This window comes from Paenibacillus xylaniclasticus, assembly GCF_004001065.1.
In the GTDB taxonomy this organism is placed as follows: domain Bacteria; phylum Bacillota; class Bacilli; order Paenibacillales; family Paenibacillaceae; genus Paenibacillus_T; species Paenibacillus_T xylaniclasticus.
Genome location: NZ_BIML01000008.1, coordinates 82385 through 103518, shown reverse-complemented (window position 1 = coordinate 103518; position 21134 = coordinate 82385). Strand labels below are relative to the sequence as shown.

The 21134-nt window shown below is 48.3% G+C and carries 23 protein-coding genes; 7 read left to right on the top strand and 16 right to left on the bottom strand.

The features are described from left to right. Positions 1 to 72: 72 nt before the first annotated feature. Together PXY01_RS12060 and PXY01_RS12055 are read right to left on the bottom strand one after the other, a co-directional pair. Positions 73 to 354, bottom strand: coding sequence for a hypothetical protein (locus tag PXY01_RS12060; RefSeq protein ID WP_127570210.1), 282 nt, complete (start codon positions 352 to 354; stop codon positions 73 to 75). Continuing rightward, positions 354 to 1559 carry an NAD(P)/FAD-dependent oxidoreductase gene (locus PXY01_RS12055; RefSeq protein WP_127570208.1) on the bottom strand — a complete coding sequence of 402 codons (1206 nt, stop codon included), beginning with the start codon at positions 1557 to 1559 and terminating at the stop codon, positions 354 to 356. Before PXY01_RS12055 ends, PXY01_RS12060 begins: the two co-directional genes overlap by 1 nt. Positions 1560 to 1899: 340 nt before the next feature. On the opposite strand from PXY01_RS12055, the gene PXY01_RS12050 reads away from it, so the two are divergent. Further along, a complete protein-coding gene (locus PXY01_RS12050) occupies positions 1900 to 2898 on the top strand; it encodes an NAD(P)/FAD-dependent oxidoreductase (protein ID WP_127570206.1) in 999 nt (332 codons plus the stop codon). Between the two features lie 64 nt (positions 2899 to 2962). After that, positions 2963 to 3205, top strand: coding sequence for a hypothetical protein (locus tag PXY01_RS12045; protein WP_127570203.1), 243 nt, complete (start codon positions 2963 to 2965; stop codon positions 3203 to 3205). Between the two features lie 30 nt (positions 3206 to 3235). Here PXY01_RS12045 and PXY01_RS12040 read toward each other — a convergent pair whose 3' ends face one another. From PXY01_RS12040 to PXY01_RS12020, 5 genes are all read right to left on the bottom strand, one after another. After that, positions 3236 to 3379, bottom strand: a complete 144-nt coding sequence (locus PXY01_RS12040) for a sporulation histidine kinase inhibitor Sda (protein WP_127570201.1) — start codon at positions 3377 to 3379, stop codon at positions 3236 to 3238. A 295-nt stretch (positions 3380 to 3674) separates the two neighbouring features. Then, a complete protein-coding gene (locus PXY01_RS12035) occupies positions 3675 to 4346 on the bottom strand; it encodes a YheC/YheD family protein (protein ID WP_127570199.1) in 672 nt (223 codons plus the stop codon). Between the two features lie 158 nt (positions 4347 to 4504). Then, the gene (locus PXY01_RS12030; RefSeq protein WP_127570197.1) at positions 4505 to 5593 is read right to left on the bottom strand and encodes an FAD-dependent monooxygenase; all 1089 of its coding nucleotides are present in this window, start codon (positions 5591 to 5593) and stop codon (positions 4505 to 4507) included. A 217-nt stretch (positions 5594 to 5810) separates the two neighbouring features. Beyond that, on the bottom strand, positions 5811 to 6323 hold the full coding sequence (locus PXY01_RS23070; RefSeq protein ID WP_281277880.1) for an SEC-C metal-binding domain-containing protein: 513 nt from the start codon (positions 6321 to 6323) through the stop codon (positions 5811 to 5813). Positions 6324 to 6431: 108 nt separating this feature from the next. After that, the gene (locus PXY01_RS12020) at positions 6432 to 7412 is read right to left on the bottom strand and encodes a WD40 repeat domain-containing protein (RefSeq protein WP_127570195.1); all 981 of its coding nucleotides are present in this window, start codon (positions 7410 to 7412) and stop codon (positions 6432 to 6434) included. A gap of 630 nt (positions 7413 to 8042) precedes the next feature. On the opposite strand from PXY01_RS12020, the gene PXY01_RS12015 reads away from it, so the two are divergent. Further along, on the top strand, positions 8043 to 9176 hold the full coding sequence (locus tag PXY01_RS12015; protein ID WP_127570193.1) for a glycoside hydrolase family 11 protein: 1134 nt from the start codon (positions 8043 to 8045) through the stop codon (positions 9174 to 9176). 54 nt (positions 9177 to 9230) lie between these two features. Here PXY01_RS12015 and PXY01_RS12010 read toward each other — a convergent pair whose 3' ends face one another. Next, positions 9231 to 10574 carry an anti-phage deoxyguanosine triphosphatase gene (locus tag PXY01_RS12010; protein ID WP_127570191.1) on the bottom strand — a complete coding sequence of 448 codons (1344 nt, stop codon included), beginning with the start codon at positions 10572 to 10574 and terminating at the stop codon, positions 9231 to 9233. 366 nt (positions 10575 to 10940) lie between these two features. Between PXY01_RS12010 and PXY01_RS12005 the strand changes: the two genes are divergently transcribed. Then, positions 10941 to 11276, top strand: a complete 336-nt coding sequence (locus PXY01_RS12005) for a hypothetical protein (protein ID WP_127570189.1) — start codon at positions 10941 to 10943, stop codon at positions 11274 to 11276. A gap of 136 nt (positions 11277 to 11412) precedes the next feature. On the opposite strand, the gene PXY01_RS12000 is transcribed toward PXY01_RS12005, so the two are convergent. The 7 genes from PXY01_RS12000 to erpA all read right to left on the bottom strand — a co-directional run bounded on the left by PXY01_RS12000 (position 11413) and on the right by erpA (position 17753). Continuing rightward, positions 11413 to 12747, bottom strand: coding sequence for an extracellular solute-binding protein (locus tag PXY01_RS12000; protein WP_164744396.1), 1335 nt, complete (start codon positions 12745 to 12747; stop codon positions 11413 to 11415). A 118-nt stretch (positions 12748 to 12865) separates the two neighbouring features. Further along, the gene (locus tag PXY01_RS11995; protein WP_127570185.1) at positions 12866 to 14062 is read right to left on the bottom strand and encodes an ABC transporter permease family protein; all 1197 of its coding nucleotides are present in this window, start codon (positions 14060 to 14062) and stop codon (positions 12866 to 12868) included. Continuing rightward, positions 14055 to 14660, bottom strand: a complete 606-nt coding sequence (locus PXY01_RS11990) for an ATP-binding cassette domain-containing protein (protein ID WP_127570183.1) — start codon at positions 14658 to 14660, stop codon at positions 14055 to 14057. Before PXY01_RS11990 ends, PXY01_RS11995 begins: the two co-directional genes overlap by 8 nt. 3 nt (positions 14661 to 14663) lie before the next feature. Further along, positions 14664 to 15551: a hypothetical protein gene (locus PXY01_RS11985; protein ID WP_127570181.1), complete on the bottom strand. Its 888-nt coding sequence runs from the start codon at positions 15549 to 15551 to the stop codon at positions 14664 to 14666. A 91-nt stretch (positions 15552 to 15642) separates the two neighbouring features. Next, complete coding sequence (locus PXY01_RS11980) at positions 15643 to 16161, bottom strand: hypothetical protein (protein ID WP_246027901.1); 519 nt, start codon at positions 16159 to 16161, stop codon at positions 15643 to 15645. A 140-nt stretch (positions 16162 to 16301) separates the two neighbouring features. Then, positions 16302 to 16886, bottom strand: coding sequence for a response regulator transcription factor (locus tag PXY01_RS11975; protein ID WP_262385099.1), 585 nt, complete (start codon positions 16884 to 16886; stop codon positions 16302 to 16304). 507 nt (positions 16887 to 17393) lie between these two features. Continuing rightward, a complete protein-coding gene (gene erpA / locus PXY01_RS11970; protein ID WP_127570175.1) occupies positions 17394 to 17753 on the bottom strand; it encodes an iron-sulfur cluster insertion protein ErpA in 360 nt (119 codons plus the stop codon). Between the two features lie 305 nt (positions 17754 to 18058). Here erpA and mqnE point away from each other — a divergent pair, with 305 nt between their 5' ends. Together mqnE and PXY01_RS11960 are read left to right on the top strand one after the other, a co-directional pair. After that, positions 18059 to 19162: an aminofutalosine synthase MqnE gene (mqnE, locus tag PXY01_RS11965; protein ID WP_127570173.1), complete on the top strand. Its 1104-nt coding sequence runs from the start codon at positions 18059 to 18061 to the stop codon at positions 19160 to 19162. Positions 19163 to 19267: 105 nt separating this feature from the next. Continuing rightward, entirely contained in the window at positions 19268 to 20335 is a 1068-nt protein-coding gene (locus PXY01_RS11960) for an NAD(P)/FAD-dependent oxidoreductase (protein WP_127570171.1), read from the top strand. 66 nt (positions 20336 to 20401) lie between these two features. Here the strand turns inward: PXY01_RS11960 and PXY01_RS11955 are convergent, their stop codons facing one another. Further along, positions 20402 to 20674: a YuzB family protein gene (locus PXY01_RS11955; RefSeq protein ID WP_127570353.1), complete on the bottom strand. Its 273-nt coding sequence runs from the start codon at positions 20672 to 20674 to the stop codon at positions 20402 to 20404. 163 nt (positions 20675 to 20837) lie between these two features. Here PXY01_RS11955 and PXY01_RS11950 point away from each other — a divergent pair, with 163 nt between their 5' ends. After that, positions 20838 to 21083: a NifU family protein gene (locus PXY01_RS11950; RefSeq protein ID WP_127570169.1), complete on the top strand. Its 246-nt coding sequence runs from the start codon at positions 20838 to 20840 to the stop codon at positions 21081 to 21083. Positions 21084 to 21134 lie beyond the last annotated feature (51 nt).

Genomic DNA, 21134 nt, shown 5'->3' with positions numbered 1-21134 from the left:
TCATGCTGTATGAGGGAGCTCTAGGTGTATCGATGCCGATTACTATGACATTAGATAAGCTAAAAGGTCCGTTTATTCATCCTCGTCTTCAGCATCTTGATCCGCATCCTCGGCCAATTGCTTCAAACGCTTCTGTTCCAAATATTCTGCCGTCGCACGGTCGCGCGCGCGACTCTTATCCTTCAACCGTTCTATAGCCGGCATAATCAGAATATCAATCTCTCTCTGTACCGTGTAGGCCAGATCATACCGATTGTTCGACTCCAGGAAGGAGCCGACTTCCATCAGCGCGTTGTATCGGTCAAGCTCGTCTCTTGTTAACAGGCCGCGCACCTGTACGCTGCAATGCCGCATTATAGAAACTTCCCTTTACGGAACACGAGCGGCAAGCCGCCGATAATGAACAAATAACGAATGTCGATCAGCTTCTTCAACCATGCTGCGACACGGCCTTTATATTTCTTACCGAAGGCGATGCCGACCGCTTCGCCCTTACCGAGCGACGCTACCGTCCCTTTGTTGCTGAATACGAATTTCTTCAGCGGCTGATTTCGGATCGAAGCGACCAGGTTATGGGCACAGACGACACCCTGCTGCATCGCGATTTGAGCAGTTGGCGGATACGGACGACCGTCTTCCCCGAACATAAGCGAGTTGTCGCCGACGACATATACATGATCGCTGCCAGGGACACGCAGATTGTCATCGATTTTAACACGGCCGCGCATCGTCTCGAAGCCAGCTTCCTCAATTAGACGGTTGCCGCGAACGCCACCGGACCAAATAACCGTCTGCGAGCGAATCTCTTCAGCCGGCTCTTCACCCTTCTGCACCACAACGCCTTCAGCTGTACACGATTTGATCGCCGTCCCGATCTTGAATGCTACACCCTTCTTCGTCAGTACGTTCATCGCATATTCGATAAGCTCGGGATCAAAGCCTGGCAATGCCGACGGACCTGCTTCAACATTGTAGATTTTCACCAGATTCGGATCGACATCGAATTCCTTGCACAGCTCAGGAATGCGATCAGCCAGCTCGCCGACGAACTCGATACCGGTAAAGCCCGCTCCGCCGACGACAAATGTCAAATAATCGGTACGGTGCGGCTCGCGCTTGAAGCGAGCAAATTGATATTCAATATGCTCACGGATAAGTCGAACGGAGTTAATGCTGCGGATGTTCATCGCATGCTCCTGCAGCCCCGGAATACCGAATGTTTCCGGTTCGCCGCCCAGACCGATAACCAGATAATCATAGGACAGCGTGCCGTCCTCCAGAATGACCTTCTTATCCTGCGGACGAATCTGCACGACCGTCGACTTCACGAAGTCAATCTTAAATTCGTCAATCAGCTTAGAAATGCTGACACGCGCATTCTCCGGATTGTCTGTACCTGCAGCGGGCATATGAAGATGTGTTGTAATATAATGATAATCATGCTTATTCACAAGAGTGACATCGGCTTCGTTATAATTCAGCTGCTTCTGCAGCCGAAGCGCCGTCAGCACACCGCCATAACCAGCTCCTAGAATGACGATTTTTGGAATGTTGCTCATGGTCGAATCCCTTCCTATCCCTTATTTATATATATCTATTTATAGGTGTTGTATATGTGTCTATTATTTAATAAACATTCTTTGTGAAAAATTACACAATCCAAGCCTAAAAAATAAAGGCATTGCTAAGTACAAGCGGGATAAAACGTTGTGTATTCGAAAACGACAGAGTTTGTCGAACTTACCTATTCATGAAAAGAATGATACCTAGTTTGCACTAAAAGTTCAATGGTTATTTATACGAAAATGTTCGTCATATGTTCCAATCCGATCGGTTCTTACAGGCGCTTTCGAACGACTATAATGTAAGAGAGGTTGATAAACACAAGGAGGTGCCGATATGACAGATTCAACGCAGTCTCATCCCATCGATATTGTCGTCATCGGAGGCGGACCAGCAGGCATGTTTGCCGCATTCTATTGCGGGATGCGGCAGGCCTCCGTGACATTAATTGAGAGTATGCCCCAGCTTGGCGGCCAGCTTGCAGCGCTGTATCCTGAGAAATATATATATGACGTTGCCGGATTTCCAAAAATTACGGCTGGCGAGCTCGTGACGCAGCTGAAGCAGCAAATGGATCACTTCACTACGAATGTACGTCTGGAAGAGAAAGTAACGCAGGTGATCAAACGCGATGAGCGCCTGTTCGAGATTCAAACCGACAAAGCAGTACATTTCGCCAAGGCTGTCATCATTACAGCCGGCGTCGGAGCTTTCGAGCCGAGAAAGCTCGAGCTGGCAGAGGCCTCCCGCTTCGAGAAGCATAATTTGTATTACTTCATAAGCGATTTGCAGCAATTCTCCGGGCAGCATGTACTCATCACCGGCGGCGGCGATTCTGCTGTCGATTGGGCGCTAATGCTGGAGCCTATTGCCGCAAGCGTGACGCTCGTTCATCGCCGAGATAAATTCAGAGCCCATGAGCACAGCGTAAGCAAACTATATCAATCCGCGGTCCGCATCATCACCTCGCATGAAATTACAGCGCTGCATGGCACTGACAGGATCGAACGGGTAACGCTAGAGCAGGTGAAGACGAAGGTAAAGACGGAAGTAACTGCCGATGCCGTCATTGTCAATTACGGGTTCGTCTCATCTCTTGGGCCAATCGCCGATTGGGGACTTGAGATTGACGGCGGCTCCATCGTCGTCGATTCACGGATGGAGACGAGTATCCCAGGCATATTCGCTGCAGGTGACATTACAACTTATCCGGGCAAGCTGAAGCTGATTGCTGTCGGCTTCGGCGAGGCACCTACGGCGGTCAACAATGCGAAGGTATATATCGACCCTAGCGCGAAGCTTTCACCCGGTCACAGCAGCAGCATGAAATTATAATATAGAAAAGACACAAAATAGGGTATCCTACCTTGGAGCCAATCAACCGAGGAGGGATACCCTTATGTCATTATGTGCTGTATGCAATGGAATCCGTATGCTCGATGCCGTATGCCCTTCTTGTTCAGGTACAGCTGGAGATCGTGGACCGGTGAGCGATTGGATGGGGCCATACGCACCTTACGAACCGATAGAAGTCGATTATGCCGCTAATCAAATGGAGGGCAAGGGTACATGTCGACATGCCGCCTATTGTCCACACTGTTCGTATACATTTGAGGTAGATGTTATGAAAGATATTGATTAGAGGCTGAACGCAACGTTATGGTACATCTATTTACGCTCCTATTCGGTAGCTCTCCGGGTTGATCTGTCTGCGCTCCAACTCTTCACTGAGCAGACGTATAAATTCCGGTTCAAGATGAAGCTGTATTGCGGCTACGTATGAGTCGATAAGCAAATCGTCAGACAGCAACTCCATGTCCCACACTCCTTTCTTTCGTTTCCGTTTATTTCCTCACTCATCTTAGCATGGGGTAATAAACGGAACAAGCGTTCCGTTTATCCACATATTGGTGTGGACAGAGTGTGTATAGGATGTGGGTATACATGGAAAAATGAGATTTAGCAACGGCTAACTTGTGGACAGGCTTATTCACAGCCTTGGGACAAGCTTTTTCTATAAAAAAGTTTAATCATGACCCGCAAGCATAATTAACGAAACGTATCATATAATTAACATTTTAAGCGCGAAGCTGATATTGGAGGCCGCCCGCTTATTGAGGCTTTGTATTCACTTCAAAAATCCAGATCTTCCCGCTCTTATCAATCCCATAGTCATACCCTAGTAGATTGACGCCAGGAAATCTCGATTCCAGCACTTGGGTTGCGATAACGGTCAGTTCTCTCATCTCCCTTTTTTTTGCGGCCACTTGAGAGGCGGACAAAGAACCGCGGATGCCCTGCGCCGCTGTTACCATTGTGCCGCCGCGGCACAGATTCGTCACGAACAATCCCGGCTTTGCAATCCGCCCTACCATCGAACGATAGACCCATCCCGTCGCTGTCTTCTCATACTTCACCCGGTAATCGATTGGACGTCCGCCGATTGTCGCCAACCGAATTCCTTTCTGGATAAGGTACGCCCGCTTCTTCTTCAATCTAACAATCGAAGCGAGCAATTGGTCGAAGGTCGCACAATGCTTTTTCTTCGAATAATAAGTATAAGCGTAACCGCTTCCCTCTTGCTCGACTTTAATAACGCCGCTGCCACCTGATCCGAGCACCGGTTTAATGACGACCATCCTGTGTACGTTCAGCATATCCCGCAAATGACTGGCCGTGTAAGAGCGAGTAGGTGGAATATGTGCTGAAAGCACCGGATGACTAAGCAGCGCTTCCGTTTTCAACCATTTGTTAGGCACCCGTCTTCCGTACGATACAACCATGTCTATCGTCTCCCTCGTTCTATCGTTATAAGATAACATATGACCGGGAGATAGTTGTCTCTTGGATGAATGACTTAAGAGAATAGCCTGATTTAGAATAGTTAATAGAATGACGAAGAAGCGGCCTCCCTTCGTCGGTAAGGCCGCTTCTTATCGAATTATTTGCTGAACTGTCCGGCGAAAGAGCGCTCCATCTCGAGCTGCCGCTTCTGCAGAGCCTCTGTCGACACCCGGTTCGACCTCTCGAACGCAGTCAGCCGCTCAGCGCTCGTATCCCCCGCTTCTAATGCATGAAGCAGCACGCGGGCTAAAGTATCTGCATCATTCAAAGCGCAGTTTAAGCCGAATGCTCCTGTCGGGCTCATCGTATGCGCCGCATCACCCATAATGACAAGCCCATCCTTGACCCACGATTCCGCTCTGCTGCTGTGTACCTTCAAGAGGACGAAGTCACGCCAAGAACGCAAATTCGCTCTCGCTGAATGCTCGATATCCGGGTATGCTCTTACAAGCGTATCGAGGAGCGGATCAATCGGCTGCTTCGTCATGGCTGGAAATGCTCCTTCCGGTATACTCCATCCGATCTGGATAAAGCCGCCCTGCTGCGTGAACATCGCCAGCTGTGCGCCCCCGGCCAGCGCCATCCGAATAACCGGCTCCCAGCCTTCCGGTGCAGGAATACGCGCCCACAGCAAGTCGTAGCCGTGACTAATGACGTCCGTCTCAATGCCCGCCAGTTTACGAACCGTAGAATAACGTCCGTCTGCCCCGACGACGATACGACTGCGTATAAAGATTTCTTCCTCGCCCCGCTTGCCGCCGACACCTTGTATGACGCCTCTGTCGTTCTGCAGCAGCCGATTGACTGCAACGCCTGTCAGCAGCGTCGCATTCGGGTTTTGCTCTAAGCGGCTGAACAAAGCTTGAAGCAAATGCTTCTGCGGTACATGAATCCCGACATGAGCATGTCCTTCTTCCGGCACTACCGTCCTCACCAAATGTCCGTGCTCCATATATTCAATGCGCTTCATTAGAAGCATACCTTGTCTTTGCACCTCATCAAGCACACCGTGCTTGTGCAAGATCCGCTCGCCGTCTTCATTCAAATGCTCGCCGCGGAATTCCTTAAATACGCTGGCATGCCGTTCAACCAAGATGACCGGTATACCTTTCTCAGCAAGCAGTACAGCAAGCATGGCTCCGCCAGGTCCGGCGCCAACGATACATACATCGGTCTCAAGTTCCATTCATCATCGCCACCCGTTCTCATCATGTCCATCGTCCGAAATAACCATTCGCCTGTAGTTACTTAAAGTAAGTATAGGTCTGATTGATCAGCAGGTCAATCGGCGCTCGTCCCACCGAGTGGACTAGCCTATTGGACACAATAAAAAAGAGGCGCCTGCACCTAGCAGACGCCTAGACGAACATTATAGCGGCAGAAAATAAACGTGAAAATCATGACTAAGCTAAGACAGGAATACCCTGCTCCTTATGCTCGGCATTCGCCGCACGCTCTGCGAAGAACGCCGTTAATTCTTTATTACGCTTAGACAGCGTAGTTGGCGATATTCCATATTTCGCTGCGATCGCTTTTTGCGTGTTCGGCAAATCGTGCGCTTCGCTCATCAAGAACTCTACTGCCGCGCAGTACGATTCCAGCTTAACCGATGAGGACAGCTCCGTCTCGTCAGCGTAGCAATGCCATACCCACACTGCGCGAACAATAATGGCAGGATCATATTCGCCTTCCATCTGTTTCACGAGCATAGATGCCATCTCGCGGTATTCCTCACGCTTCCACTTCAGTTCTGCAATCCACTTTGACATCTCTTCCGGCGACACGGCCTTCTTGGATGTCTGACGTGCTGCAGCCTGCTCCTTGCGCGCCTCCGCTTGATCCTTCTCCATGCAGCAGCGTTTGTACTTCTGACCGCTTCCGCAAGGACACGACTCATTTCTTCCAATCTTACTCAAAAACAATCAACTCCTGAACCACTTTCATTATAAGCGTCTATTATAACTCATTTTCCCGATTTATGCTTGTCCTATTGGTCCCGCTTATTCCAAGGAGCATTAATCAGACTATGTATCTAAGCGATAAGGCTGCGGCACATCGATAAGATACAGCTTCATTGGGCCGCCTTCGCCTTCTTGCGCCGACAGCGCCAGCCGATCTCCTAATGGCGACCAGTCTACTACAACAGCTCCTACCTCAGGCCGGACAATGGCTGCGGCAGCATCCGCTTGTTCGTTCGTCGGGATGACATATACCGTATGATCATCTCCAATATAGGCAAGCCAGCGGCTATTTGGCGAGAATGACGCATTGCTAAGATACTGATCGCTTATGACCCGCTTCTCGCCTGAATCCAGTTCGATGATTACGCCTTGATAACGGTCTCCTTCCGGCTGTCGTTCATTCACGAACAGCAGTCTTCCGTCACGCGACAGACGGCTGCCGCCTCCCGGCTCGACTGATAATGATTGGGTTATATCGTGATGCAAGCCTTCCTGCAGTTGAAAAGTAACAAGGCTGTATTGCTGCCGCTCATACGTATTCATGTACAATTTATTGCCATCCGCCGCGGCATCCATAGAGCTAACAGATTCGATGAAATGGGAATGGACCAACTTTACCTTGCCCGTAACGATGTCAGCCGACATCAGCACACTTCCATATTCTAGCGGTGCGGGCTCCCTCGTTATCTCATCAATTGGCCGATCATAGTAATAAATTTTATTGCCATCTGCGCTCCAAGCGAGTGACCGTCCGTTGATATAGCCTGTTTTCTTATCTGCATAACGGGCGAACTCGAACGTTCCGTCTCTGGCTTCATAGATGCTTAGATAGCCTGACGTTGTCACGGCTGCCAGCTTCGACCCGTCCGGTGACCAACGAACAGAGACTACATTCTCACCAATTAACGTGAGCTTTTGCTGCTCGTCCTGCTCGGGCTCTTCGCCAGCCCTGCTTCTATCCTCATTCGTGCATCCGGACAACAGCAGCAAGATGCCCAATACTAAGACTGCCGAACAAGCGAGCGTTGAACGTATTGCACGCATCGTTAGATCTCCTTTTTTTATGGATAATAATCGTCTTATCAAGGATAGATCATAAACCCCCACTTTGAAAATAAAAAAGAACGATTTTTTATCGCAGAGGATGTATAAGATGACGCACCGCGGTGCATCATACTAAGGACGGTGAATGAGAGGTGTGGCTCCATTGGACCTGACAAATGGTACAAGGACTGCAGGAGGCATTAATTAACCACGAAGCTAAGGAAGCGAGGGGTTGTGCTGCAGAGTATCTCTGAATCACACGCTTATTATAAAATAAGCGGTGCCCAAAGCAGCTAACAGCGAGTAGTGAGAGATTCAATGAACTCAAAATCAACCACCGTCAAGGAGGCCCGTTAAGGGCCTCTTTTGTTAATTTTCCCCTATTGGCTTTCCCTTCATTTTATGATCAACTTTTATATAAAATTTGTAAGGTAAAACCTATAGTCTCTTTGTTGGATGAAAAGCTTTAATTCGATATAATCAATAATGTAAGTGCTTTCATCTTTCCTTCGAGAGGTGGTGGTCAATCGAATATTCCGTCTACCTTGTTGTTAGCTGGGACAACGTTGTTCTCACAGCAAGAGCAGGCCGAATAACCGATGTAAGATGACAACGAAGGAGGAAGATGTGATGAAACCAAGAAAAATGAAATGGATGCTGGCCATGCTGCTCAGCTTCACACTCGCATTGCCAGCAGGCGTCGCGAACGCCGTAACGATTACGAATAATGAGTCCGGCACCCATGACGGCTACTATTATGAGCTATGGAAGGATTCCGGGAACACAAGCATGACGCTTAACAGCGGCGGCACCTTCAGTGCGACGTGGAGCAACATTAACAATGCGTTATTCCGTAAAGGCAAAAAATTCAATGAAACACAGACCCACCAGCAAATCGGCAACATCTCGGTCAATTACAGCGCTAACTATTCTCCGAACGGCAACTCTTATCTCTGCATCTATGGATGGTCGGTTGACCCGCTCGTCGAGTATTATATCGTCGACAGCTGGGGCAGCTGGCGTCCTCCTGGCGCCTCGTCCAAAGGTACGATCACCGTTGACGGCGGCACCTACGACATTTATGAGACGACTCGTGTGAACCAGCCTTCCATTAAAGGCACGGCAACGTTCCAGCAGTATTGGAGCGTCCGGACGTCGAAGCGTACGAGCGGCACAATCTCGGTAACCGATCACTTCAATGCTTGGGCAAGCAGAGGCATGCAGCTGGGCAAAATGTACGAAGTATCGCTCACGGTAGAAGGCTACCAAAGCAGCGGAAGCGCGACAATTACAAGCAATACGATTACAATCGGCGGCAACGGCGGCGGCGGTAATACGGGCGGTGGCAATAACGGCGGCGGCAACAATGGAGGAGGCAACAATGGCGGCGGTAATACAGGTGGAACGACGAGAATTGAAGCCGAGAACATGACGAAGAGCGGCCAATACACTGGCAATATCTACTCTCCGTTCAATGGTGTAGCACTATACGCTAACAACGACTCGGTGAAATTCACGCATAACTTTACGAAAAGCACGAACAACTTCTCGCTCCGCGGCGCTTCGAACAACTCCCAAATGGCTAGAGTCGATCTGAAGGTCGGCGGCGTGACGAAGGGCACCTTCTATTACGGCGGCAGCTATCCTGCAGTCTATACGATAAACAACGTCAATACGGGAACCGGAAATCAACAGGTCGAGCTCATTCTTACAGCCGATAACGGGCAATGGGATGCGTTCCTCGATTATTTGGAAATCAATTAGGTTCGTATAGCCGAACGGAAAAAGCCTCTGCAAAGAGGCTTTTTCCTTATGTCATCATATATCAAACAGCTTGCCCGGCTTCACATCGAACAATCGGGCATACATTTTAAGCGCGTAGGAATCGGTCATGCCGGCAATATAGTCGCATACTAGCCGGGCTTCGCGCCCATCCGCCCAATCCTTGCGATATTCCTCCGGAAGCAGCAGCTTGTCGTTCATCATCGCGTCGAACAGCCTCTCCACCATGAACGAGCCCTTCCACTCCATCGTCTGAACGCGCTGCGAGAAAATAATGTTCGGCTCCACCAGCCGTTCCTTAAGAACAGCAAGCAATTGCTTAGCCTGCACGCTCATCTCTGCTTTATAACGGAAGCGAGGTGAGAAGCTGTCCGGGTTCGTCTGAACGAGCTTAACGCTTCGAATGAACAAATTGACCAGATCAGCGAAGAACTGTCTCATCGTCTCTTGCTCCTCTGCCGACTCTACCGTAGTCAGCTTAAGCACATTCGCTGACTTGTCCGCCAATCCTTCCATGCTATCCTTCATCTCAGCAATCACACTCTGCAGATGACGCAACCGAATCAAGCCAAGCTTCATGCCGTCCTGCACATCGTAGGTATTGTAGGCGATATCATCTGCGAGCTCAACGATCGAGCATTCCAGCGTTTTATGAACCGATTTGTGATGTCTCTCATTGCCTTCGCATCGATTATAAGCCGTTAGATATTGTCGTTCCTCTTCCGAGTATACACTTAATAGCTGCTGGAACACTTCTATATCCTCATCATATACATTCGACTTGGGCGGCTTCAGCTTATTCTTCTCGTCCGCTGCATAGAACCGCTCGTTCGTTGCTGTCGAGAACGGGATTGGATATTTCATGATCGACAGCAGTGTTGCGCGTGACAGCTTTAAGCCGACATCATTGTGACCTTCCAGCTTCGTCAATATACGCAGCGTCTGCGCGTTGCCTTCGAAGCCGCACGCCCCGGCGTTCACCATCAGCTTATTCAACGACCTCTCGCCCTTATGGCCGAACGGCGGATGCCCGATATCGTGCGCAAGCGCCCCCGTCTCCACGAGAGAGTTATCGATCGCGCCGCCGATATCGCGAAGAATCGGGCATGTATCGTTCAGATAGACGACGATTCCCCGTGCTATCTGCGCTACCTCCAACGAATGCGTCAGCCGCGTCCGGTGGAAATCGCCTTCCTCAATCCCAATTACCTGCGTTTTCGCCTGCAGTCTCCGGATTGCCGCCGAGTGAATAACCCTCCCATAATCCCGCTCGAATGGATCACGGAATGAGCCCCTCGCCCTCTCCGGATTCAATACACGCATACGCTCATAGTCCATGTCAGAATATAAAGCATTCACTGCTCTATTCGATAAAATCAATGATTACGCCCCCAGAATCTAGTAAGTAAAGGAGAGGAACGGGTTCAGTGATGCCAAGGCCCCTCCTCTTCTATTATATAACTGTATTCCAGAAGCTTTCTAATCGAGTATTGAAGATTGTAAGAATCTCATGAACATCGATTGCCTAAGCAGCCTGCATATTACCGGAACAATTACATCTATAGTATAATTTTTACATATTATAGAGGATATACGATCTCAGATTTAATAGATGGTAGATCAGCTCCACACCGTTTCATTGGGCCATGCCATCCTTATATAAAGGAGATTAGACATGAGGCGTACTGCAATCATCGTAATAATCACAATCCTAGAGTTACTGCTCCTTGTTGGACTCGAGAAGAATTGGTCAAGCCTTATAGAATGGCTGACTGGGGCGTCCAGAAGGAAGCGCCTGACCGATATCTCGGCCAATTAATCTCGACCTACATTTTTGAAGTGACGAACTCTCCGCTGGAGATAAAATATGGAGACATTTTCGAAAAACACGGTTGGGGTGTAGAAATTGCAATCATGCTTACAGACGGACAAGTGATCGGAGGATACTCGACCATTATTAATAAGGATCGGTATGCCCCTGCATTAGCAGGGAATGAAGCCTATTCCTTGGACGGACTGTCCTTAGAAGAGCTGACAGACTTGAATTGGCCGGAATGGCATGAGGAGTGGATGAAGAAATAGGGGGAATCCCAGAAGGAATGAATTCCCCCTATTGAATGACCAATAATTTTGGAGCAGCCAACCGCTTTTATTCCGCATTCATTGTCACGGTATAACCAAACACTGACGCTGAGGTCAGTGTTTGGTGTTGTAACCATTAGGACTGACGAAGCAGTTCAAGCTTCGCCTCTCCTTCGGACTGCCATTCCTTTAGCGCTTGCTCCACCGATTTTTGTCCGCTGAGCGCTTCATTGAATTTTACCGTCCCGAGATCGACGATTTCGTAAGCACGCGGAACGCTGCGAAACACCGGATTGCTCCATAACGGCTGAACCCGAACGGGCTTCATCTTGAAGAAAGCTTCCACATGGTATTCAAGACCGTCAATTTTCCTAATATATTTCTGCCAAGAGACCATGTCGGGCACGGCATTTGCCTTCGTTCGAGCCCATGCCTCGCTGTTCAACAGCTTGATGAATTCCCATGCTGCTTCCGGGTTCGCAGCGTTAGCGTTAATCGCGAATATTCCGTTCATATTGATGTCGCCGCCCACTCCCGGCGCTTCGTCATGTGCGGGTACCGTTACAATGTCCCAATTGATCCGACTATAGCCCTCTTGGCCCTCAGCAGCTGTTTTGTTGTACTGGACGACATCACTCAAATAGCTGTAATCGACAATCGCCATAGCTGTTCGTCCGGACAGAAAGAGATCGCCTTGTACGGGATTGTATTCCTCTGGTTCCGTCATTGGCTCACTGCTATCGGCTGCGGGCGGGATCACGCCGCTCTTCTTCAGATTAATGATGGTGCTCCAAGCTTTGGCCCAGCCTGGCGTATCCACAGCCACCTTCTCGCCTTTAGCGTCAAAAAAATTTACATTCAGTGGAGCCATATACTGCTGCGCCTCCCAGAAACCATCCCCGCCTTCCCAAGCAGAGAAAGAGAAGCCATACAGCGGCTTCTGCTGATTAGGCTTTGCAACTCGGCTTGCAAGCTCGAATGTCTGGCCCCATGTCATCCCATCAGAAGGCAAATCAACTCCGGCTTGATTGAATACATCCTTGTTATAGATCATAACTGAAGCGCTGAACTGAGGCGCCAGCGCATACAAGGTACCCTCGCCAGCCGACCTCAATCCTTCCAGAACCGCAGGTACAATACCGGATGTATCATAATGATCCTTCTTAATTAGCGGATCAAGCGGGGACAGCAGATTGCTGCTGGCGAGCTCCGGAATCTGATCGAGATCGACCCACACGAGATCCGGCAGCTCTGGGCCTGTCAGCACTTCCTTCAGCTTATCAAGCGAGTTCTCCTGATCGCCCTCCGCCGGTTCAGGAACAGATACGTATTCCAGCGTTACGTTCGGATGAGTAAATTGATAGATTTCGGTCCATTGGCGCAGCGCTTCGCCTTCTACTCCCATATCGCCGTATCCTCCGACTATACGAAGCACCTGCTCTTTCTCATTCTTCGTGCTGTCACGGTCCACACTGCATGCTGATAGTCCAGTTACAGCCAGCCCCGCACTTAACCATAATGCAACCGCTTTGAGTTGCCACCTCGATGCTTTTATGATCGTTCCCCCCATTCATGAATTGAGAAATACGTCACTCAAACTCCTTGCCTTTCTTCAGTAAATCCATCATGTGCATACGGCTAATCGTTCGGACTCCGAACCAATATACAAGCAGGAAGGTGAACAGTAAGATGAATAAATCAATCAGAGCAATAATAGGAAAATACTTCAATTCTGAATGCAGAGGCTCGATGAAAGAGGTGACACAATAGAGGAACGCTGCCACAATCATAATCCGAGACAGCATGATGAACACTAGTCTGGTATAAATCTGTTTAATGCTTTGGCTGTCGTATCCATTAAGCTTAAGAATTGCAACCTCTTTCTTCTGAAGTCTTAGATAGTTGACGAGCAGCAATGCCGCCGTAAGAATAGAAGCAAGTACGAACACAATCCCGATCGACAAAAGCATAACAAGCGTCGAACTGATATTAATGGAGAAATTATCGAAGCTGCTGAACGTGTAGCTGGTATAATATCGATTATTCTTTAGAAGCTTGCCGACCTGATCGACGTCCTTAATATCCTTCACATAAACAATAATCTTCTCCAGATGAGACTCTCTAATATACTCCTTGCTGTTCCCCGTGCCTTGAAACATAAGATCGAGCAAATGTAAGGCTACGTTCTCGTTCACATAAGCCTGATTATTATTCGGTATAGAATGGATAAAAATCGAATTTTCGCTGGTTGCGCCTGACTCTGCTTCGATTGATAAGTCTACCGTCTCATTCGAGGAATACCCGCCATCTTTAATCTCCACGACCGGAACCTTAATCGTCATCGTTGCGGATAGTGATTCCTTCACGCATATACTGTTATCCTTCAGCGTACAGGTATCGCTAATTAAGAAAGCTAATTCCTCGCCTACGCCTAGTATGGAGTATGCGGTTGTCATCGAAGAATCGAACACTGCAGGCACATTATAGATTCGATAAGCTTTAGCTTTTTCCGATAGACCATTTGCGGCGAGCAGTTGATTAATCTCTTCCTTATCGCTCATTCGAATAGCCCGCGAGCTGTCATTCCCCTCAGCCGCTCGATCGACATGAATCACCTTCACATTGTTGTTCTTTAAGTAATCTCTGTTGATCATCTCATATTGATTGGCCAAATAAGCAAACATAAAATTCAGCAGCATCAACGAAACAACTAGGATAATCAATGAAATTGTGGCAAAGTGATGCGTTTTTTTGCGAAGTATTTTGACGACTAGCCCTCTATTCAAGCAAACGCCCTCTTTCCAACTGCAGCGTGATGTCCGCATATTGATTAACTAACGGATCATGTGTCGTTACAATCAGCAGCCTTTCCTTAGAGAGAGTAAGCAGCAATTCAAGCAGACCATGTCTTAGATCGTGATCGATGCTTGCCGTCGGTTCATCCAATAGAATAACCTCGGGCATATCAAGGAGAGCACGGGCTAACGATGCGCGCTGCTTTTCCCCTCCAGAGAGTACCGCTACCTTCTCTTCGATAAGATGATCAATATTTAATCGGGCACAGGTGTCATGGATCATTCGATCATAGTCACGTGGACTATGCTCCGTTACGTTCAATTTGATCCATAAGTTTTCCTTCAGGCTGCAGTTCGTAAGCAGCATATGCTCCTGCATAACATATTCGATGCCCCGAAAGCCGAATCGTATCTCTCCGCTGTCCGGCTTTTCGAATCCGGCCAATAGATTTAACAGAGTTGACTTCCCGCTTCCGCTAACGCCATAAATGGCGTAAAGTCCTGTGCGGGGAAACGAGTAGGTGCAATCATCGAGCACTTTTCGTTTATACGTCTTGTTAACGTGTCGAAGCTCGATAATGGAGCTCAATAGTTAGCCCTCCAATACATCCATCTTTCCTTCACTATAGATGACAATCTGCGAGCCATCATGATTGTACCCGATATATCGGGCTCCAGATAACAGCTCCTTCCCATCCTGCAGTTCTTTCACCTGATAGTTGCCTGTATCATCGACTTCGAGTACATATCGGTCAGCGATAACCCAGGCCAGCGCCGTTCCCGCGTTCAGCTTCTGCACAGGAGCTTTGCCGCAGTACAGCGATTGATCCTTCATATAGCAGACCTCATCCTTAAGCGTACTGAGCGTCCGACTGACATCCTCGGCTACAAGCTCGAAGGAAGCGAGCGAAGGGTCTGTTTTATATAAATCTTGTTTCCCATTATCGTACAGGAGCGTGTAAACATTATCCTCAGCATGGATCCCGATGCCAAAAATTTTGTCCGTCATTTCGCTCTGATTCGTCTTAAGCTGTTCGAGATCTCCGCTGCTATTCAAGCGAAATAGTCCGACGAATTTCTGGCGATCACCTTTATACTCCATCACTGCATAAACATATTGACCATCGATAATGGCAAATGGAAACAAGGCCTCATTTTCATTGTCATGCTCATATACGGTTAGCAACCGAGTATTAGAGCGTTCCATAATTTTGAAATGATTCGTCATGGAGTTGCCAGACGTTATATAGCGATCGTCCTGAAACAATCGATATTGGAATTCGTTATCCTCAGATGAAATTTTTCCGCTTTTCGACTTTAACGTTGTATTGTAAGTGATGTATTCAGCCCCATCGTATACTAGTGCACAATCTTCCTCCGTGCAGCCAATAATCTCCTCTTTCTTATCCGCTGCTTTGCTGCAGCCCATCATAACGAGGAGTAAACATAAGACAAGTACAAAGATTAAAGACTTCCTCACAAGTTCCCTCCATCTCGGATTACAGGGAGGCCTCCGATTATGAGACCTCTCCTGCTTCTCCAGCTGTTCATTCTATGAAATAATGCTTCGCTTATACAGAAGCATTATATGCCCACGTTCTTGCATCGCCCTTAATTTTGAGCTTTGCTTCATTCTGGATCGAAACCGTGCCGCTGCGATAATCTGCGCTTGGCTTAATGACTGCATTTCTTTGGTTGGAATAAGCGCCCTTCGCTCCGTTGGAGTTCTGCCAATATGCGCTTTGACATACGTTCTGCCAAGAGCTGCTTACACCTGCTTGAACCCCGTCGGCCGAAATGCCGATGGACATCGACGCACTATTGCGAAGAGAAGAACAAACCTCCCAGCTCGTCTTAATCCAATCAACCGTTTTCGTACCATCGTATACGGCCGAAGTCATATAATCGAATTGTAAAGTATTGCCACTAATTGTCAACGACGAGCGCCATGCGTTAGAGGTTAGCTTTCCGTAACTGTCAGGCAGAGTCAATGTTTTCTCTTGGCTAGCGGCACTAACAGAGGCTGCTGCTAGACCGAACAGGCTTACGGCCATTGCTGCGCTTAGAATCACTTTGAAACCTTTGTTCATTACTGGACACCCTTTCATTTGGAATTCGTATACGAGTAACCAACTTCCGCGGTAATTGGATACTCCATTATACAAAACCCAATATAAGGTAAGTCTTAATATTTTGTAAGCCTCATATTTTCTGGGACACACGCGAATATTTAATCCAGTCTAATTTTTTCAGCTAACAGTTTACTTTTACTTAATCCCGTCTTCTTCAAAGCATTAAACAAGTGATTTTTCACCGTTTTAATAGAAATACACATCTTCTCCGATATACTAGACTGCGTATAACCTTTATGTATTAATTCTAAAATTTGAACCTCGGTGCTTGTGAGTTGAGCACGCAATTGATAAGCTTCCTTCATCCGATATAATCTTCTCTTCGTCTCCAGATGACTGCCAATTTTCTTCAAAATACTCATTACTTCAATCTTGTTGATTGGCTTCTGGATATAAAAATCGACACCAATCTCATAAGCTTTCGCAATCATGGACTTGGAGCTAGCATTAGAAAGCATAACGATCTCGCCTTTAAATCCATTCGACAACATTTTCTCAATCGTATTGAAGCCATTGACATGTGATATCATCAAATTAACTATAAGCACATCTGCATCTAACCGGGATAGCCTTTCATTCTCAAAATATGAGCCGTCCTCAGCAACCCCCACTACAACGCCCAAATTCTCATCTTGGATGATCTGTTTCAATATATTGCGTTCTGTCAAATCGTCATTGACAATAAAACAGCGGATATGATGTTCCTCCTTCTTATCCGATTAGCATCTCTAAATAAACGATTACGATTATTCCCCCCCCCCTGTAGCGGCAGACATGCCGTATAAGGTCCATAGTTAGATAGGAGCACAATTTTGGCCAGAAACAACACTTTCTCTCGTGTTTATCCCTCACCTCCTGATCTAGAAGAATGGACTCGACATAATATTGTATGAAATTACATTACAATCCATCTCTATTATCTTGTGAACATATGCTGTTGTAAATAAGCAATATCAACTAGGACGTTAGCAATAAATATGGCGTATGCTAATGGTAACAAGCATTACGCCCAATCCCTCATCACATAAAACACCTCTCAGCTTGTAATCAGCCTCACCGTCCATTGATGGTATATCCAAAAAAAGAAAACCTCCTAAACAAGTGTATATATTGTAATACACAAGCTAGAAGGTTGTAATCTGCATTCCAAAATCAATCTATTCAGGGTGTTATCTACGCTTAAGCCGCTCTTAGCAAGGATCAGCCGACGGGTTACCCGCCGCTGTTGCTGTACGGAAGCTGCTTCCGCAGCCGCACGTTACCGTTGCATTCGGGTTGTGGATCGTGAAGCCGCCGCCCATCGCTTGCTCTTTCCAGTCGATCTCAAGACCGTTAAGATATTTGAGGCTGTCGCTGTCGACGACGACCTTCAGGCCGTTCGATTCCAGCTCAACATCACCCTCGTGGCGCTCATCGTCAAAGCCCATACCGTACGAGAAGCCGCTACAGCCGCCTTCCTTCACGCCGACGCGCAGGAACAGGTTCGGTGTCTCTTCCGCTTCGAGCATTTCTTTAATTTTATCGACAGCCGTTTCCGTTACTGTAATCACGGCAATCCCTCCCTTAGGTACTTGCGTTAATACGCATCGTATGCCCTTAGTATACTCCACTTGACCCCCCCCTCTCAAGGGGAGGGTGTCCCTGTACAAGCATTAGAACGCAAGGCTTGCTGAGCACATCAGTTTTCTTGAAGAAATGTATCCGCTATCATGACATATCTGTGTCAACTTGATGACTTTTGTTGTTGCCCGCCTCCTTCATGGGGTTTATAATAAGTAAAGTTAATTTGCTAAGAATACTTATGTACCTTTTTTCACAATATTGAGCACCAGCAACGGAAAGCGAGGATACGATAATGAACGTTGCCATCCCGACCGATCAGAAACGGATGCAGGAAATCGCAGAAAAAGTGCACAATGGTGAACGTCTCACGCTGGAGGATGGCGTATTCCTATACCAGTCGGACGACATTCTGACCATTGGCCAACTCGCGAATGAAGTGAATATGCGTAAGAACGGCCGCAAGGTATATTTTATCGAGAATATGAGCTTATATTTTACGAACGTATGCGAAGCGCACTGTGCATTCTGCAACTTCCGTAAAGACGAAGGCCAAGAGGGCGCTTATACACTTACCGGCGAGCAGATGATTGAATACGTCGACCAGCATTACCATCCAGGTGTGCGTGAGTTCCACATCGTCGGCGGCCACAATCCGCACGTACCTTTTCAATATTATGTTGATTCGCTTAAAGCGCTGAAGGACCGTTACCCCGACGTCACGCTAAAGGCTTATACGGCAGCCGAGATCGACTTCTTCTCCCGTATCAGCGGCTTATCCTATACGGAAGTGCTCCAGGAGCTGATGAAGGTAGGTCTCGCCTCGCTGACAGGTGGCGGCGCAGAGATTCTGTCCGACCATTACCGTAAAAAAATGAAAGTGACCAAAGCGGACGTCAACCAATATTTACAGGTTCACCGCGCAGCGCACAATTTAGGACTCAAAACGCACACGACGATGCTGTACGGCTCAGTCGAGAGCAAGGAGGACCGTATTAACCATATGCTGCACATTCGCGAGCTGCAGGATGAGACGAACGGATTCCTCGTCTTTATTCCGCTCTCCATGCAGCCGGCGAGTCCGAAAGCAAGCATCAAGCGGCGCAATTCGGCCTTCGAGGATTTGAAGACAATCGCCATCAGCCGTCTGATGCTTGACAACTTCCAGCATATTAAAGCTTATTTCATCAATATCGGCCTGCAGCTGACTCAGGTCTCGCTGGCAATGGGCGCGAACGACGTTCACGGCACGATGGTGAAGGAGAGAATTAGTCACTCGGCTGGTGCTTTAACGCCAGAGGGGATTACTCGCGACGAGCTGATCTGGCTCGTGAAAGGTGCAGGCCGTATTCCGGTCGAACGCGATACGCTGTACAACGAAATTAAAGTTTACGAATAGCATCATAGGACCCAGTAAGGGATACCCGATTGATGACATTCATGGGTTCCTGACACACAGGACAGACTAACAATACAAATCGGGACATGGGAATGGGTGTAATGGATGAAACGAGTCATTATTTTAGGCGGCGGATACGGCGGTCAAGCCGTCGCGAACGAGCTCATTGATAAAGGCATTCCAAGCGATACGCTTGTAACTTTAATCGACCGTATGCCATACCAAGGCTTGAAGACCGAATATTATGCACTTGCAGCAGGGACAGTCAGCGATATCGAGCTGCGGGTCGCCTTTCCAAGCGATCCGCGTCTTCTTATAACGTATGGAGAGGTTCAAGACGTCGATCTTGAACGTCAAGTCGTCATTATGGAGGGCAACAATGAGCTTCCTTATGATTACCTGATTATTGCTCTCGGCTGTACGGATAAATTTCACGGTATTATTGGGGCAGATCAATATACGTGTACGATTCAGACGTTCTCGGATGCCCGCCAAACGTATCAACGTCTTAACGATGTGAAGCCGCAAGGCCAAGTAACGATCGTCGGCGGCGGCCTTAGCGGCGTAGAGGTAGCGGCAGAGCTGAGAGAAAGCCGTCAAGATCTTAACATTCGCATTCTGGACCGCGGACCGAGCATTCTGTCCGCATTCCCCGCGAAGCTGCAGTCCTACGTTGCGGATTGGTTCCGCGAGCATGACGTTGAGATGATCGGACATGTCCAGCTCGGAAGAGTCGAAGAAGGCATTCTTCACGATAACGAATCGCCGAAGCCGATCTATACCGATGTTACGGTGTGGACGGCTGGCATTCAGCCTGTCGAGCTCGTCCAGCGGATCAATCTCCCGAAGGACAATTCTGGCCGGCTGATCATTAATGAATATCATCAGCTGCCTCAGTACACGAACGTCTATATTGTCGGCGACTGCGCTTCGCTGCCTTTTGCGCCAAGCGGTCAAGCCGCAGGGGCTCAAGGCAAGCAGGTAGCGGAAGTGCTGCATGCCATCTGGAATGGCAAGACACCGAAGCTTGGCAAAATCAAGCTCAAGGGCATGCTCGGTTCTCTCGGTAAGAAGGCCGGCTTCGGCCTTATGGGCAAGACCGCCCTTATGGGCCGCGTGCCGCGCCTGTTGAAAACGGGCGTATTGTGGAAGTCAAAACATCATATCGGCTAAATAAACAAAAGCAAAGAAACGCCTGCGCCTGAAGCTCTATGTATACAGCTCCGGCACAGGCGTTTGTTACTCCATATCGTCGAGCAGCTTGTCCAACGCTTCGCGCTGAGCTTTCTGCTCACTTGTCATTTTGACAATTTCGTCGTACAACTGCTCGGCCGTTTCGGCGGCTACAATCTCACCGTCCACTAGTGCGAACGGGAACAAATAGCATTCGCCGCAGTTGCCGAGGCAGCCGTATTCGATCACTTCATAATCAGGGTCCTGTTCCAGCTTGTTCATGATCTTATCCGTACCGTGATGCATGTTGCTGGCGCAAAACTCGATGATCGGTTTCAGCATATCTTTTCCTCCGAACAAGCGCGTATAAGGCACAATAATTTCACAGAAGCTATGTCGGAACTGCTCCGGGCGATCGCTGCAAGGAGTTCCGCAGAACGATCGAGTCCATTTTCAATTCAATCGCTTTGTACTATAATAGGGGAGAAAGGAGTTGATTGCAATGAGCGAAACTAACCAATCGACACAATACGATGAAGTATTGGACGTACTCGATAAGCTTCGTCCGTTTCTGCAGCGCGACGGCGGTGACGTTGAACTGGTAGACGTCGAAGACGGCGTCGTGAAGCTTCGCCTCGTAGGCGCATGCGGCAGCTGCCCGAGCTCGACGATTACGTTGAAAGCCGGCATCGAACGCGCACTGCTTGAAGAGGTAGAGGGCATCCAAGAGGTTGTCCAAGTATTCTAATGGCCTTAAAGCATGACTGCTAAATTGAAGAGTCTTGTCTAGATCGGCACA